Here is a 15,206-nt window from a genome sequence, read left to right as displayed (position 1 = left end):
GGCCCGTCCGTCAGCGACTCGACGCCACCCGGAACGTGATCCCCGCCTTGCGCAGGCGTTCGATCAGCGCGTCGCCCATCGCCACCGCGGTGGTGACCTGCCCGGACGTCGGCGGGAGGTCGTCGAAGGCCAGGGAGAGCGCCGACTCGGCGAACATCTTCGCCGTCTCGTCGTAGCCTGGGTCGCCGCCCGCGACCTCCGTGAACACCCGCCGGCCGCCGCCCTCGCCCACGAACCGCACGGAGAACCAGCTCTTCGCCCGCTTCTCCGCGCTGGGCCCGTCCCCCGGCTCCAGCCGCCCGGACAACCAGCGCCGCACGGGCGGAACCTGGGCCGCCGCGAACACCGCACCGGCCCCGGCCACCCCGCCCAGCGCGAAGGGCAGCCGCCGTACCGCCGCGTAGTGGCGGTAACGGAAATCGGGGCCGTACCGTTCCAGCGCGCGGGCCGAACGCACCACGACCTGCGGGTCGATGGTGGGCAGCGGCAGCGCCCAGGCGTCGACCTCCTTGGCGTACCGGGGAGTGCCCGTGGGGGCGGTCGCCCGGCGGCCCAGCAGCCGTGGCTCGTGGCGTCGGCGGTCGCGGGCGGCGGCCAGCATCCGCGGTCCCCGGGAGAACTGGTTGAGCGCGGAGGCGAAGGTGCCGCCCGAGAACATCGCGTCGGCGCGCACGAACCCGTCCACGGTCAGCGGCACCCCCTCGGGCAGCTGGGCGACGGTGAAGTACGCGCCCAGGTCGTGCGGTACGGAGTCGAAACCGGCCGCGTGCACCAGCCGGGCACCGGTCTCCCGCGCGCGTGCGTCGTGCCGGACGTACATCAGGTCCACGAACTCGGGCTCACCGCTGAGGTCGAGGTAGTCGGTGCCGGCGTCCGCGCAGGCGGCGACCAGTTCCTCGCCGTACGTCAGATAGGGGCCCACCGTCGTGGCCAGCACGCGCGCGTGCTCCGCGAGGGCGCGCAGCGACGCCGGATCGGACACGTCCGCCTCCAGCACCCCGACCTCGGCGGCCTTGCCGACGCCCGCGAGGCGCTCGCGCAGCGACTCCAGTCTGTCCCGGCTGCGGCCGGCGACCGCCCAGCGCAGACCGTCGGGCGCGTGCGCGGCGAGGTACTCGGCGGTGAGCGCGCCGACGAAGCCGGTGGCTCCGAACAGCACGATGTCGTACGGGCGTTCCATCCTGCTCGGCCTGCTCATGACACCTCTCATTGTGCGGTCCCGCGCCGTTGTCGGTGGTCGAGGCTAGCGTGAGGGAGCGTGGGGTCGTGCGCCCGGTCCGTCGTCGATTCGCCGGCCGGTCCACGGCCGGAACGAGGGAGTTTTGGCCAAGCGCTTGCTTAATATGTGCCCGGCGAAGCCTTGTGCGGAGCAGCGGGGCGTTCCTAGCATCGCTGGTGTCATGTCGGTTGTGTCACGGGAGTGGGGGGCTCGATGTCGGTGGCAGGGGAGGCGGGCAGCGGTCCGCTCGCGGGGGTGCGGGTGGTCGAGCTGGCGGGCATCGGGCCCGGTCCGTTCGCCGCCATGCTCCTCGCCGACCTGGGCGCCGACGTGGTCCGCGTGGACCGGCCCGGGGGCACCGGACTCGCCATCGACCCCGAGTACGACGTGACGAACCGCAACAAACGATCGGTGATCGTCGACCTCAAGGCACCCGACGGTCCCTCCCGCGTCCTCGACCTCGCCGCCCGCGCCGACATCCTGGTCGAGGGCTACCGCCCCGGTGTCGCCGAGCGCCTCGGCGTCGGGCCCGAGAGCTGCCACGCCCGCAACCCGAGGCTCGTCTACGGCCGGATGACGGGCTGGGGCCAGGAGGGCCCGCTCGCCCGCCGCGCCGGGCACGACATCGCCTACCTCGCCCCGACCGGCACCCTCGGCCTGATCGGCAGCCCGGACGCCCCGCCGCCCGCCCCGGCCAACCTCCTCGGCGACTACGCGGGCGGCTCCCTCTACCTGGTCGTCGGGGTCCTCGCCGCCCTCCACCACGCGCGCGCCACGGGCGCCGGGCAGGTCGTGGACGCCGCGATCGTCGACGGCGCGGCCCACCTCGCCACCATGCTCCACGGCATGCTCGCGGCGGGCGGCTGGCAGGACCGGCGCGGCGCCAACCTCCTCGACGGCGGCTGCCCGTACTACGGGACGTACGAGACCGCCGACGGCCGGTACATGGCGGTCGGCGCGCTGGAACCCCAGTTCTACGAGGAGTTCCTCGACCTGCTCGGCCTCCAGGACCACTCCGCAGCCCGCAAGGACATCACCCGCTGGAACGACCTGCGCGAGGCCGTCACCGCCCGCTTCAAGGCCCGTACGAGGGACGAGTGGACGGCGGTCTTCGAGGGCTCCGACGCCTGTGTGGCGCCCGTCCTCTCGCTGCGCGAGGCCCCGCACCACCCGCACCTGGCCGCCCGCGGCACCTTCACCGACCACGGCGGCATCACCCAGCCCGCCCCCGCGCCCCGCTTCTCCGTGACCCACACGTCGATCCACAGCGGCCCCGCCCAGCCCGGCGCCGACACGGCGGACGTGGCGCGCGACTGGGACGTGCCCCGACTCCTGAAGGATGGCGGCTGACCCCGGCCGACGCCCGCTCGCCCACCCCACCCCGAAAGGCCCTCCAGTGAGTACCGAAGCGTACGTGTACGACGCGATCCGCACCCCGCGCGGGCGCGGCAAGGCGAACGGATCCCTGCACGGCACCAAGCCCGTCGACCTCGTCGTGGGCCTCATCCACGAGATCAGGAACCGCTTCCCGGACCTCGACCCGGCCGCGATCGACGACATCGTGCTGGGCGTCGTCGGACCGGTCGGCGACCAGGGCTCCGACATCGCGCGCGTCGCCGCCGTCGTCGCGGGACTGCCGGACACGGTGGCCGGCGTCCAGGAGAACCGCTTCTGTGCGTCGGGTCTGGAGGCCGTCAACATGGCCGCCGCCAAGGTGCGTTCGGGCTGGGAGGACCTCGTCCTCGCGGGCGGCGTCGAGTCCATGTCCCGGGTACCCATGGCCTCGGACGGCGGCGCCTGGTTCAACGACCCGATGACCAACCTGGCCGTCAACTTCGTGCCGCAGGGCATCGGCGCCGACCTCATCGCCACCATCGAGGGGTTCTCGCGGCGCGACGTCGACGAGTACGCGGCGCTGTCCCAGGAGCGGGCGGCGAGCGCCGTGAAGGACGGCCGCTTCGAGCGATCCCTCGTTCCGGTGAAGGACCGCAACGGCCTGATCGTCCTCGACCACGACGAACACCTGCGCCCCGGCACCACCGCCGACTCCCTGGCCCGGCTCAAGCCGTCGTTCGCGGACATCGGCGACCTGGGCGGCTTCGACGCCGTGGCCCTCCAGACGTACCACTGGGTCGAGAAGATCGACCACGTCCACCACGCGGGCAACTCCTCCGGCATCGTCGACGGCGCCTCGCTGGTCGCCATCGGCTCCAAGGAGGTCGGCGAGCGCTACGGGCTGCGTCCGCGCGCGCGGATCGTCTCCGCCGCCGTCTCCGGATCCGAGCCCACCATCATGCTCACCGGCCCGGCGCCCGCCACCCGCAAGGCGCTCGCCAAGGCCGGGCTGACCATCGACGACATCGACCTCGTCGAGATCAACGAGGCGTTCGCGGCCGTCGTCCTCCGCTTCGCCCGCGACATGGGCCTCTCCCTCGACAAGGTCAACGTCAACGGCGGCGCCATCGCGCTCGGCCACCCGCTGGGCGCCACCGGCGCGATGATCCTCGGCACGCTCATCGACGAACTGGAGCGCCAGGACAAGCGGTACGGCCTCGCCACGCTCTGCGTGGGCGGCGGGATGGGCATCGCGACGATCGTCGAGCGGGTCTGAACTCCCGGCGGAATCAGCTGAATCAGCCGAATCGGCCGGGTTGTCCACAGCGGCGGATTCGAGGGATTCGGCGGCATCAAGAGACTTCTGAGCTTCTACGGAGATCCCCGTCATGACACAGAGCACCACCATCCGCTGGGAACAGGACCGCACCGGTCTCGTCACCCTCGTCCTCGACGACCCGGACCAGTCCGCGAACACCATGAACCAGGCGTTCCGGGACTCCCTCGCGGTGGTCACCGACCGTCTGGAGGCCGAGAAGGACACGATCCGCGGGATCATCCTCACCTCCGCCAAGAAGACGTTCTTCGCGGGCGGCGACCTGCGCGACCTCATCCGGGTCACCCCCGACACGGCCCAGGAACTGTTCGACGGCGGCCTCGCCATCAAGCGGAACCTGCGCCGCATCGAGACCCTGGGCAAGCCCGTGGTCGCGGCGATGAACGGCGCGGCCCTGGGCGGCGGTTACGAACTCGCGCTGGCCTGCCACCACCGGATCGCGCTGGACACGCCGGGCACGAAGATCGGCTGCCCCGAGGTCACCCTCGGTCTCCTCCCCGGAGGCGGCGGGGTCGTCCGTACGGTACGCATGCTGGGCATCGCCGACGCGCTGCTGAAGGTGCTGCTCCAGGGCACCCAGTACAGCGCCCCGCGCGCCCTGAAGAACGGCCTCATCGACGAAGTCGCCGCCACCCAGGACGAGTTGCTGGCCAAGGCCTGCGCCTTCATCGACGCCAACCCCGAGTCGCAGCAGCCCTGGGACAAGCCCGGCTACCGCATCCCGGGCGGCACCCCCGCCAGCCCCAGGTTCGCGGCGAACCTGCCCGCCTTCCCCGCCAACCTCCGCAAGCAGACGAACGGCGCGCCCTACCCGGCCCCGCGCGCCATCCTCGCGGCGGCCGTCGAGGGCGCCCAGGTCGACTTCGAGACCGCGCAGGTCATCGAGGCCCGCTACTTCGTGGAACTGGCCGCCGGACAGACCTCGAAGAACATGATCCAGGCGTTCTTCTTCGACCTCCAGGCCGTCAACTCGGGCGCCAACCGGCCCAAGGGCTTCGAGCCGCGCCCGGTGCGCAAGGTGGCGGTGCTGGGCGCCGGGATGATGGGCGCGGGAATCGCGTACTCGTGCGCCCGCGCGGGCATCGAGGTGGTGTTGAAGGACGTGTCGCCGGAAGCGGCGGCACGGGGCAAGAACTACTCCGAGAAGCTGTGCGCGAAAGCGGTCTCCCGGGGGCGTACGACGCAGGAGAAGGCGGACGAGCTGCTGGCCCGCATCACGCCGAGCGCCGACCCGCAGGACGCGGCCGGTTGCGACGCGGTCATCGAGGCGGTCTTCGAGGACCCGGCGCTGAAGCACAAGGTGTTCCAGGAGATCCAGCACATCGTCGATCCGGACGCGCTGCTGTGTTCGAACACCTCCACACTCCCCATCACCGCCCTGGCCGAAGGAGTCGAACGCCAGTCGGACTTCGTCGGGCTGCACTTCTTCTCGCCGGTCGACAAGATGCCGCTCGTCGAGATCATCAAGGGCGAGCGGACGGGGGAGGCGGCGCTGGCGCGCGCCTTCGACCTGGTCCGCCAGATCAGGAAGACCCCGATCGTCGTCAACGACTCGCGTGGCTTCTTCACCTCACGGGTCATCGGGCACTTCATCAACGAGGGTGTGGCGATGGTCGGCGAGGGCATCGAGCCCGCGTCGGTCGAACAGGCGGCGGCGCAGGCGGGCTACCCGGCGAAGGTGCTGTCCCTGATGGACGAACTGACGCTGACGCTGCCGCGCAAGATCCGGGCGGAGTCCAAACGGGCGGTGGAGGAGGCGGGCGGTACGTGGCCCACGCATCCCGCGGAGGCGGTGATCGACCGGATGGTGGACGAGTTCGGGCGCACCGGGCGGAGTGGGGGCGCGGGGTTCTACGAGTACGGGGTGGACGGCAGGCGGGCCGGGCTGTGGCCTGGGTTGCGGGAGCACTTCGGGCGCGGCGAGAGCGCGGAGGGGGTACAGGTCCCCTTCAAGGACATGCAGGAACGGATGCTGTTCTCTGAGGCGCTGGACACGGTGCGGCTGCTGGAGGAGGGCGTACTGACGTCGGTCGCCGACGCCAACATCGGCTCGATCTTCGGGATCGGGTTCCCGGGGTGGACCGGGGGTGTCCTCCAGTACATCAACGGCTACGAGGGCGGCCTGCCGGGGTTCGTGGCGCGGGCGCGGGAGTTGGCGGAGCGGTACGGGGAGCGGTTTGCTCCGCCGGGGTTGCTGGTGGAGCGGGCGGAGAAGGGGGAGCCGTTCGGGGACCGGTAGTTCTTTCGCCCCCGCTGCCCCTACCCGTTCCCGTCCCTTGGGGGCTGCCGCCCCCAAACCCCCGCTCCGGCCCTGAACGGGCCTTGTCCTCAAACGCCGGACGGGCTAGAAGATCAAGCACCGGTCGGCACCATCCAGCCCGTCCGGCGTTTGAGGACGAGGCGTTCAGGCCGACAGCGGGGGTCTGGGGGCGCAGCCCCCAGAAGGATGGGACGGGTAGGGGCGGCGGGGGCGAGGAAGCGTATCGCTCAGCGACACGACTCGCTTGCTCCTCGTCCGCTCGCCCCGGACGCTGACCAGCAACCGGTCCTCATCTCCCCGCCCCCGAGGAGCCCCCATGGGATCCCGTCCCGCCCTCGCCCTGCTGGAGATCCTGCGCGGCGAAGGCGTGGACCGCGTCTTCGGCAACCCCGGCACCACAGAACTCCCCTTCCTCGCCGCCCTCGCGCACACCGAGGGCGACTCCGAGGGCGACACCCCTGCCTACATCCTCGGCGTCCACGAAGGCGCCGTCGTCTCCATGGCCGACGGATACGCCCGCGCCACCGGCCGCCCCGCCTTCGTCAGCCTCCACATCGCCGCCGGACTCGCCAACGGCCTGATCGGACTGCTCAACGCCCGCCGCTCCCGCACCCCCCTCGTCGTGATGGCGGGCCAGCAGGACCGCAGGCACCTCCAGCAGGACCCGATGCTCTCCGGCGACCTCGTCTCCCTCGCCGCCCCCGCCGTTAAGGCCACCTTCGACATCCAGCACGCCCACGACCTCCCCCTCGCCCTGCGCCGCGCCTTCGCCCTGGCCGTCAGGCCCCCCGCCGGGCCCGTCTTCCTCTCCGTCCCCATGGACCTGTTCGCCGAGGACACCGAGGTCGAGGTGCCGGTCCGGAGCGTCCCACCCCCGCCCGGCCAGGCCGCAGGCCTCGACCGGGCCGCCGTCATCCTCGGCGCCGCCGCCCGCCCCGTGATCGTCGCCGGTGACGGAGTCGGCCGCGAGGACGCGGTGAACGCCCTGGTCAGGACCGCCGAGGCCTGCGGTGCCACCGTCCATCACCAGCCCATGGCCGACTGGCTCGACTTCCCGACCACCCACCCCCTCCACGCGGGCATGCTCCCGCCCCGCCACGACGCGATCCGCGCCGCGCTCTCCCCGTACGACACCGTCCTGATCGTCGGCGCCCACGCCTTCACGCCCCACCACTACACGCCCGGGCCCGCGCTCCCGCCCGGCATCCACGTCGTACAGCTGGACTCCGACCCGGACGAGATCGGCCGCAACTTCCCGGTCGCCGCCGGGCTGGTGGGCGCGCTCGCGCCCTCCCTCGACAAGCTCGCCGAGCTGCTGCGCAGCCAGGTGCCCGCGCATACCGCGAAGGCCCGGATCCTGCGCGCCGGTGAGCGGCACACCGCCGAGCGGGAGCGCGCGGAGGCCGCCGCCCTGGCCGCGTACTCCCCGGCGCCGCTCGCGCCCTGGGCCGCCGCGCACGCCGTGGCCCGGGGGCTGCCGCCGGACGCCGTGGTGGTCGAAGAGGCCATCACGGCAGGGCTGTTGCTGCGCCGGCTCGTACGGCTCGACCGGCCCGGAAGCTATACGCACACCGTCGGCGGCGGGCTCGGCTGGGGCATCGGCGCCGCCGTCGGACGCTCGCTCGCCGAGCCCGGGCGGCCGGTCGTCGCCGTACTCGGGGACGGGTGTGCCCTGTTCGGGCTCCAGGGGCTGTGGAGCGCGGCCCGTACGCAGGTCCCCGTGCTCTTCGTCGTCATGAACAACGGCGTCTACCAGACCCTCCAGGACACGTACGCGGCGATGGGCGGCCAAGGTGTGTGCCCCGGCACGGAGTTGGGGCCGCTCGACTTCACCCAGGCGGCCCGCTTCTTCGGCGTCGACGCGGTACGGGCGACCGGCGCCGAGCACGTACGGGAGATCGTCGCCGGGGCAGGGGAGTTGACACGGCCGCTGCTGCTCGACGTACCGCTGCGGCAGCAGTAAGGAGACGTTCCGGACTCATAGCCACGCGCGTCTTGTCACCCGGCCCCCCGGGCCCGACCATCTCCCCATGACGGACGGACCGGTTCCGAAGTCGGTGCTCGCGCGGGGCGTGACGCTGCTGCGAGTCTGCGGTGACGCCGACACCGCGCTGAGCCTCGCCGAACTCGCCCTGCGCACCGGGCTGCCCAAACCGACCGCGCACCGGCTGATCGGCGAACTCGTCCGGCTGGGGCTCGTCGAACGCACCCCCGAGGGCTCGTACCGCATCGGTCTGGCCCTCTTCGTCCTCGGCCAGTCCGCGCCGTCGATACGTGAACTCCGGGACACGGCACTGCCGTTCCTCGGCGACCTGCACGACGCGACGAAGGAGAACGTGCACCTGGCCGTGCCCGACGGCACCGACACCCTGTTCCTGGAGAAGATCACCGGCCGCCGCGCGACCCCGATCGTCTCCCGCACCGGAGGCCGGCTCCCCGCCCACTGCACGGCCACCGGCAAGATCTTCCTCGCCCACGACCCCCGGCTGCCCCGGGCCTCCCTGCCCCGCCTCACGCCGCGCACCCTCACCCTGCCCGGCCAGCTCGCCCGCGACCTGGCCCTGACCCGGGCCCGTGGCTACGGCGTCAACCTGGAGGAGGCCGAGGTCGGCATCTCGGCGGTCGCGGCCCCGGTCTACGGCCGCGGCTCCCGTCCCGTCGCCGCCATCTCGGTCACCGGCGGCACCCGCCGCCTCGACGTGGACCGGGTCGGCGCCCATGTGTGCGCGGCGGCCCGGGCACTGACGAGGCGACTCTCGGCCTGAACCGAGCACCGCCTGCCGCTCGCCACGAACTGCTTACCGCGCCCCTCCGCCGGCCCCTCACCCGCACCGCGCTTCAGCGACGAACCGCTTAACGCGCCCCCACTCGCACCGCGCCTCAGCCACGCGCGCCCGCACCGCACTCCCCCTCACTCCGCCCTCGGCACCCCCCGCTGAATCGCCACCGCCAACTCGTGCTCCGTCAGCCGCTCCCCGTGCACCTCCGCCGTGATCCGCCCCCGCACGAACACCAGCACCCGGTCGCACACCTCCGTCAGTTCGGCGAGGTCCGTCGAGGCGACCAGGACGGCCGCGCCGCCCGCCGCCAACTCGCCGACGATACGGTGCATCTCGGCCCGTACGCCGACGTCGACGCCCCGGGTCGGATCGTCCAGGACCACGATCCTCGGCTCGGTCGCGAGCCACTTCGCGAAGACGACCTTCTGCTGGTTGCCGCCGGAGAGCCGGCCCACGACGTCGTGCGGGCCACCGCGCAGCCGCAGACGCTCCGTCAGTTCAGCGGTCCTGCCGACGAGTTCGGTGCGAGACGGCATGACACCACCCCGCCCCAGCGCCAGCCAGCTCACCGCCGTCGCGTTCTCCCACACCGTGCGCCCGGTCATCAGTCCGTACCGCTTCCGGTCGCTCGGTACGAACGCGACCCCGGCCCGTACCGCGTCCCGCAGCGAGCGGGGCTGCCCCCGGCCTCCTATGTCGACCCGCCCCGCGGAGACCGCCGTACGGCCGCACACCACCTCCAACGCGCCCAGATGGCCCGCCCCTTGGAGCCCCGCGACCCCGACGACCTCGCCCGCCCGCACGGTGAACGTCACATCCGTGAGCCGCCCGGGCACGCTCACCCCGGACAGCACCACCGGTGGCGGTGAGGTGTCGGCCGCCCTGCGCGTCCGGCGGGCCGGTGGCTCGGGCCGGCCGCCGAGCATCGCCGTCACCAGCTCGGGGACGTCGAGTTCGGCGCGTGGCACCCCGGCCAGCGCGACCCGGCCGTCCCGCAGGACCGTCACGCGCTGCGCGAAGCGCATCACCTCCTCCAGGAAGTGGGTGACGTACAGGACCGCGATGCCCCGACCCGTGAGGGTGCGCAGAACCCGTTCGAGGCGGTCCACGGCGGCGGCCGGGAGCGCCGACGTCGGTTCGTCGAGCACGAGGAGTCCGGGGCGGCGCAGCAGGGCCCGGGCGATCTCCGTCAACTGCTGGTCGGCCAGTGGGAGTTCGCCGAGCAGGGTGCCCGGTTCGACATCGAGGCCCAGGTCGGCGAGGACCGGCCGGGCCGCCCGGTCCATGGCGCCGTGGTCGAGCAGGCCGAAGCGGCGCGGCGGCCGGTGCGGGAAGAGGTTCTCCCGGACGGTGAGGTCGGGGAAGAGGCTCAACTCCTGGGAGACGACCGCGATTTGCGTGTCGCCGGCCAGTCGTACCGCCCCTTCGTCCGCCGTCAGCGTCCCCGAAAGGATGCGTACCAGCGTGGACTTGCCGGCCCCGTTCTCACCGACCAGCGCGTGCACCTCACCGCCCCGCAGCCTGATCCCGGCCCCGTCCAACGCCCGTACCCCGCCGTACGACTTGACCAGTCCCTGCGCCACCAGGACATCGCCGTACGTCATCTCAGCGTGCGTCCTTCAGCGGCTTGAGGTTGGCCTGCTGGTCGCCGAGGAGCTTGTCGATCGTCGGCTTGTACCAGTCGTACGCCGCGTCAGCGGACTTCTGGCGGGTGATGATCTCGTCGATGTTGGTGGAGTCCACGACCCCGCCTGGAGACAGGAACCAGCCGTCGAGCAGCTTCCCGTCGTTCTCCCGGACCGCCTCGATCATCATCGCCGTCGACAGATAGCCCTTGAGGAAGTGCTGCGGGTCGATGGTGACGAAGTTCGAGCCGTCCTTGACCGCGTCGAGCGTCTTGGGGTCGACGTCGAAGCCCGCTGTCAGCCACTCGCCGCCCTCCGCCTTCTTGATCTTGGCGAGGTTGTAGCTGTCGGCGTCCCCGACCCCGAGGAAGGCGAGCGCGTCCGGGTGCGCGTTGACCTGCGCCGACCAGGAACTGTAGTTCTGGCCGGGATCGCTGTACGTCTGGAAGGGGCCGAGGATCTTCACGTTCGGCGCCTCCTTCTTGAACGTGTCGGCGATGCCCTTGGCCCTGTTGTCGAGCACCGGCGTCCCGGGGTTGGGCACGCCGATGACGATCTCGCCCTTCGGGTCGGCGCCGAGCCGCTTCAGGGCCTCCGTGGCCATCAACTCGCCCAGCGCGTAGTTGTCGTTGCCCACATAGAAGGTGACCTTGCTGCCGTCGGTGGGGGAGGTGTCCAGGGCGACGATCGGGATGCCCTGGTCGACGGCGCGGGCGGCGGGCCGGGTGAAGATCGGCGGGTCGAGGTTCTCCAGGACGATGCCGTCCTTGGCGCGGGCGGTGAGGTTCTGGAAGAGCTGCACCTCGGCGGGGCCGTCGGTGTTGGGTGGACCGACCGCCTTGAAGTCGATGTTCCCCGCGTGGTCGGCGGCGCTCTCCGCGCCGAGGACCATCTCGTGCGCGAAGTTCAGCGAGATGTTGGCGACCGCGATGCCCATGTTGAGCTTTCCGCCCGAACCGGCGGAACTGCTGTCGGAGTCGCCGCATCCGGCGGCGGTCATCAGCACCAGCGCGCCGAGGGCGGCGGACAGCGTACGGAGTCGGCGGTGCATTCAGGGCCTCCAAGGGAGCGGCTCACAGGGGCACTTGGTGTGTCGGTGTGGGGGATCGGCAGCGAGGTGGAGGGAGTTACCTGCGTCGGCGTCCGGTCCGCCGCAGCGCGCTGTCGGCCGCGACCGCGACGAGGATGACCCCGCCGGTCGCGAACGACGTCCAGTTGATGGGGACTTCGAAGAACACGAGCCCGGCGGCCACGACCGACAGGATCATCGCCCCGGCCACCGCGCCGATCACCGAACCGCGTCCGCCGGCCAGCGGGGTGCCGCCGATGATGCACGCGGCGATGGCCTGCAACTCGTAGCCCTGGCCGAGCGTCGGGTCGCCGGCGCCGTAGAAGGCGAGGGCGAGGGCGGCGGCGCAGGCCGTGGTGAGGCCGGACAGGGCGAGGGCCTGAACTCGGGTCCGTACGACGGGTATTCCGCTGAACTCGGCGGCGTCGGGATTCGACCCGATCGCCCGCACCCGGGCTCCGAAGCGGGTGCGGGCGAGCACCACCGACAGGACGACGACCACCGCGAGCAGCACCCAGAGCGCGAACGGGACTCCGCCCGCGTCGCCGCCCGCGAGGGTGAAGAACGAGTCGTCCAACGGCAGATCGGTGATCTGCTTGCCGTCCGCGAGGGCCAGCCCGACACCCCGGAACAGCAGCAGCGTGCCCAGCGTGACAATGAACGACGGCAGCGCGAGCAGCGTCGTGACCAGCGCGTTGAACACCCCGAGCAGGATCCCGGTGGCCAGCATCACCGGCACCGCGAGCCAAGGAGGTGTGCCCTCCCGCACCAGCAGCGCCCCCACCACCAGGCACATCGCGTAACTGCCGCCCACCGACAGATCGACCTCGCGCATGGCGAGCGCGAACACCATCCCGCACGCCATCAGCGAGATGTACACGGAGTTGTGCGCGGTGGACAGCAGATTGTCGCCGGCCAGGAAGTCGGGATACGGGATGCCGATGCCCGCGATCAGCAGCCCCAGGACGAGCAGAACGCCCAGTTCGTCCCGCACCACCCGGCGCGGCAACAGCCCGGCGAGCCGCGGCGGCACCCTGAACCGCCGCCGCCCGCCGTCCTGTTCGCGGGCGCGCTCGGCGTCGTCCACGGCACGCTCGGTCTCGGTCATCGGGCACGGCTCCCGTACGGGCGGCTGCAAAGGCGGCTGGGGGGTGCCCCGCAGCGTGGGCCCCTTGGGCGCGGGCGGCAACCGGGCCGTTCCGGCGAGTGAAATGCGTTCTTGCCGAGCGGCCGGTGCCTCATCACACTCGCCCCATGGAGACGCGTACCGCACTGGTGACCGGCGCGGCACAGGGCCTCGGCCACGAGTTCGCCGTCGCGCTCGCGGGCCACGGCTACCGGGTCGCGGGCCTGGACCTCGTACCGCAACCCGAGACCGCCGGAAAGGTCCTGGACTACCTGGAGCTGACCGCCGACGTCACCGACGAGACCCAGGTACGGCAGGCACTTGAACGCGTCATCGACCGCTTCGGCACCCTGCACATCCTCGTCAACAACGCGGGCGTCTACCCCTCCGCGCCCTTCGAGGAGACGACCCCGCAGGAGTGGCGGCGCGTGATGCGCGTGAACCTGGAGGCACCGTTCCTGGTCACCCAGGCCGTGCTGCCGCACCTCAGGGCGGCGGGCTGGGGGCGCATCGTGAACATCGCCTCGGCGGCCGTCCTCACCGCCCCGCCGACAATGGTTCCTTACGTCACCTCGAAGATGGGCCTGATCGGCTTCACCCGCTCCCTGGCCTCGGCCCTCGGCCCCTGCGGTATCACGGTCAACGCGATCGCCCCCAGCATGGTCCGCACGGCGACCGCCGAACGGACCGTCGGCGCGGACGGCGGCTTCGAGCACGTCCGCGCCCAACAGGCCGTACCTCGCACGCAGTTGCCGTCCGACCTCGTCTCGACACTGCTGTACGTGATCGACGAGGGCAGCGGATTCCTGACCGGCCAGACCCTCAATGTATCAGGCGGATCTGCCTACTTGTGAGGCCCGGAAGCCCGATGGCCCTGTTCGTGCACCGAGTTGGTCGCCGCGATCTCCTTCCACGACTTCGGCATCACGGGAGCCACCGATGCCGATGCTCGCGCCGTCGCCGGAACCGTCGGCTTCGACGCCTTGAACAGCCAGGTGTCGAACAGCGCCCCCAACGACTCGCCGGACACCTGTTCGGCGTACGCCTGGAAGTCGGCGACAGAAGCGTTCCCGTACGCGAACTTCGTGGGCCACCCCTTCAGGATCGCGAAGAAGTCCGCGTCGCCGATCTCGTTGCGCAGCGCCTGGAGGGCCAGTGCGCCCCGGTCGTAGACGGCCAGGTGGAACTGGTTCTCGGGGCCCGGGTCGCCCGGCTTCACGGTCCAGAACGGGTCGTCGGCCGGGTGGACGGCGTACACGTAGTCGGCGAGTTCCTGTGCCGTGCCCTCGTCCTCGTGCTCGGACCACAGCCACTGCGCGTACCGCGCGAAGCCCTCGTTGACCCAGATGTCCTTCCAGCCGGCGACGGACACCGCGTCTCCGTACCACTGGTGGGCCAGCTCATGGACGACGACGGAGACGTTCGTCCCGTTCGCGAACTGGCGAGGGCTGTAGAAGGGCCGGGTCTGTGTCTCCAGGGCGTACCCGGTGTTGGTGTTCGGGACGTATCCGCCGAGCGCGTTGAACGGGTACGGGCCGAAGTACTCCGCCAGCCAGTCGGCGACCTCCCCGGTCCGTTCGATGCTCGCTCGCGCGGCCCCGTAGTTGTCGCCGAGGTCCTTGCTGTAGGCGTTGACCACCGGAATGCCGCTCTCGGTCGTCCCGGTCGTGACGTCGAACTTCCCGACCGCGAGCGTGGCGAGATACGTGGCCTGCGGTTTGTTGGAGCGCCAGTTCCAGCGGGTCCAGCCGAGGCGTGAACTCGTCGACTGGAGCGTGCCGTTGGAGATCGCCTGCGAGCCGTCCGGGACGAGCACCGAGACGTCGTACGTGGCCTTGTCGAGCGGGTGGTCGTTGCTGGGGAACCACCACCAGGCAGCCTCGGGCTCGTTGGCGCCCACGCCACCGTCAGGGGTGCGGTGCCAGCTCGTGAAGCCGTACGCCTGCTTCGACGAGGGAACTCCGCTGTACCGCACGACGACCGTGACCGCCGTGCCCTTGGCCAGGGGAGTGCGCGGAGTGATCTCCAGCTCGTGCTCGCCGGAGGTGGCGAAGGCGGCGCGGATGCCGTTGACCCGTACCTCGCTGACGTCCAGCAGAAAGTCCAGATCGAACCGCGACAGATCCTGGGTCGTCTTCGCGAGAAGGGTCGCCGTGCCCTCCAACTCGTCCGTCGCGGGCTGGTACTTGAGCCGCAGGTCGTAGTGCGAGACGTCGTATCCGCCATTGCCGTACGCCGGATAGTAGGGGTCGCCGATGCCCGGTGCGCCGGGGGAGTAACTCGCGGCGGACGCCGGGATCGCCAGCATGAGCGAGGCCGTCGCGAGTGCGCCCGACGGGATGAATCTGCGGTGCACGAAAGCTCCAAGTCGTGGGGGGCGTGAAGTCTGTTCGCAGCCTATTCATCACCTGTGGGAGCGGGAGTGTCCACAACCACCCCTGTCACACGATCGCCAT

11 protein-coding genes are annotated in these 15,206 nt (G+C 71.5%); 6 read left to right on the top strand and 5 right to left on the bottom strand.

The window, feature by feature from the left end; genetic code table 11:
- Positions 1–10: 10 nt before the first annotated feature.
- Positions 11–1,198, bottom strand: coding sequence for a trans-acting enoyl reductase family protein (locus OG787_RS05900; protein WP_369031013.1), 1,188 nt, complete (start codon positions 1,196–1,198; stop codon positions 11–13).
- A 234-nt stretch (positions 1,199–1,432) separates the two neighbouring features.
- On the opposite strand from OG787_RS05900, the gene OG787_RS05895 reads away from it, so the two are divergent.
- The 5 genes from OG787_RS05895 (at position 1,433) to OG787_RS05875 (ending at position 8,915) form a co-directional block, all read left to right on the top strand.
- Complete coding sequence (locus OG787_RS05895) at positions 1,433–2,569, top strand: CaiB/BaiF CoA transferase family protein (RefSeq protein WP_369031012.1); 1,137 nt, start codon at positions 1,433–1,435, stop codon at positions 2,567–2,569.
- A 46-nt stretch (positions 2,570–2,615) separates the two neighbouring features.
- Positions 2,616–3,830, top strand: a complete 1,215-nt coding sequence (locus OG787_RS05890; protein ID WP_405534476.1) for an acetyl-CoA C-acetyltransferase — start codon at positions 2,616–2,618, stop codon at positions 3,828–3,830.
- Positions 3,831–3,942: 112 nt separating this feature from the next.
- A complete protein-coding gene (locus OG787_RS05885; protein ID WP_405534475.1) occupies positions 3,943–6,129 on the top strand; it encodes a 3-hydroxyacyl-CoA dehydrogenase NAD-binding domain-containing protein in 2,187 nt (728 codons plus the stop codon).
- A 337-nt stretch (positions 6,130–6,466) separates the two neighbouring features.
- Positions 6,467–8,113 carry a thiamine pyrophosphate-binding protein gene (locus OG787_RS05880; RefSeq protein WP_405534474.1) on the top strand — a complete coding sequence of 549 codons (1,647 nt, stop codon included), beginning with the start codon at positions 6,467–6,469 and terminating at the stop codon, positions 8,111–8,113.
- 67 nt (positions 8,114–8,180) lie between these two features.
- Positions 8,181–8,915 (top strand): IclR family transcriptional regulator, encoded by a 735-nt coding sequence (locus tag OG787_RS05875; protein WP_369031008.1) that lies wholly within the window; start codon positions 8,181–8,183, stop codon positions 8,913–8,915.
- Positions 8,916–9,061: 146 nt separating this feature from the next.
- On the opposite strand, the gene OG787_RS05870 is transcribed toward OG787_RS05875, so the two are convergent.
- From OG787_RS05870 to OG787_RS05860, 3 genes are all read right to left on the bottom strand, one after another.
- A complete protein-coding gene (locus OG787_RS05870; RefSeq protein WP_405534473.1) occupies positions 9,062–10,534 on the bottom strand; it encodes a sugar ABC transporter ATP-binding protein in 1,473 nt (490 codons plus the stop codon).
- A 1-nt stretch (position 10,535) separates the two neighbouring features.
- Positions 10,536–11,606 (bottom strand): sugar ABC transporter substrate-binding protein, encoded by a 1,071-nt coding sequence (locus tag OG787_RS05865; protein WP_405534472.1) that lies wholly within the window; start codon positions 11,604–11,606, stop codon positions 10,536–10,538.
- A gap of 76 nt (positions 11,607–11,682) precedes the next feature.
- On the bottom strand, positions 11,683–12,732 hold the full coding sequence (locus OG787_RS05860; RefSeq protein WP_369031003.1) for an ABC transporter permease: 1,050 nt from the start codon (positions 12,730–12,732) through the stop codon (positions 11,683–11,685).
- A gap of 146 nt (positions 12,733–12,878) precedes the next feature.
- Here OG787_RS05860 and OG787_RS05855 point away from each other — a divergent pair, with 146 nt between their 5' ends.
- The gene (locus tag OG787_RS05855) at positions 12,879–13,604 is read left to right on the top strand and encodes an SDR family NAD(P)-dependent oxidoreductase (RefSeq protein ID WP_369031001.1); all 726 of its coding nucleotides are present in this window, start codon (positions 12,879–12,881) and stop codon (positions 13,602–13,604) included.
- Here OG787_RS05855 and OG787_RS05850 read toward each other — a convergent pair.
- Entirely contained in the window at positions 13,595–15,106 is a 1,512-nt protein-coding gene (locus OG787_RS05850; protein ID WP_405534471.1) for a M1 family metallopeptidase, read from the bottom strand. The two genes, OG787_RS05855 and OG787_RS05850, sit on opposite strands and share 10 nt — an antisense overlap.
- Positions 15,107–15,206: the final 100 nt, after the last annotated feature.

Origin of the sequence: Streptomyces sp. NBC_00075 (assembly GCF_045041225.1) — a bacterium.
GTDB classification, from domain to species: Bacteria; Actinomycetota; Actinomycetes; order Streptomycetales; family Streptomycetaceae; genus Streptomyces; species Streptomyces adonidis.
Note: the sequence above shows the minus strand (reverse complement) of the source record. Positions and strands in the feature narration are given on the sequence as shown.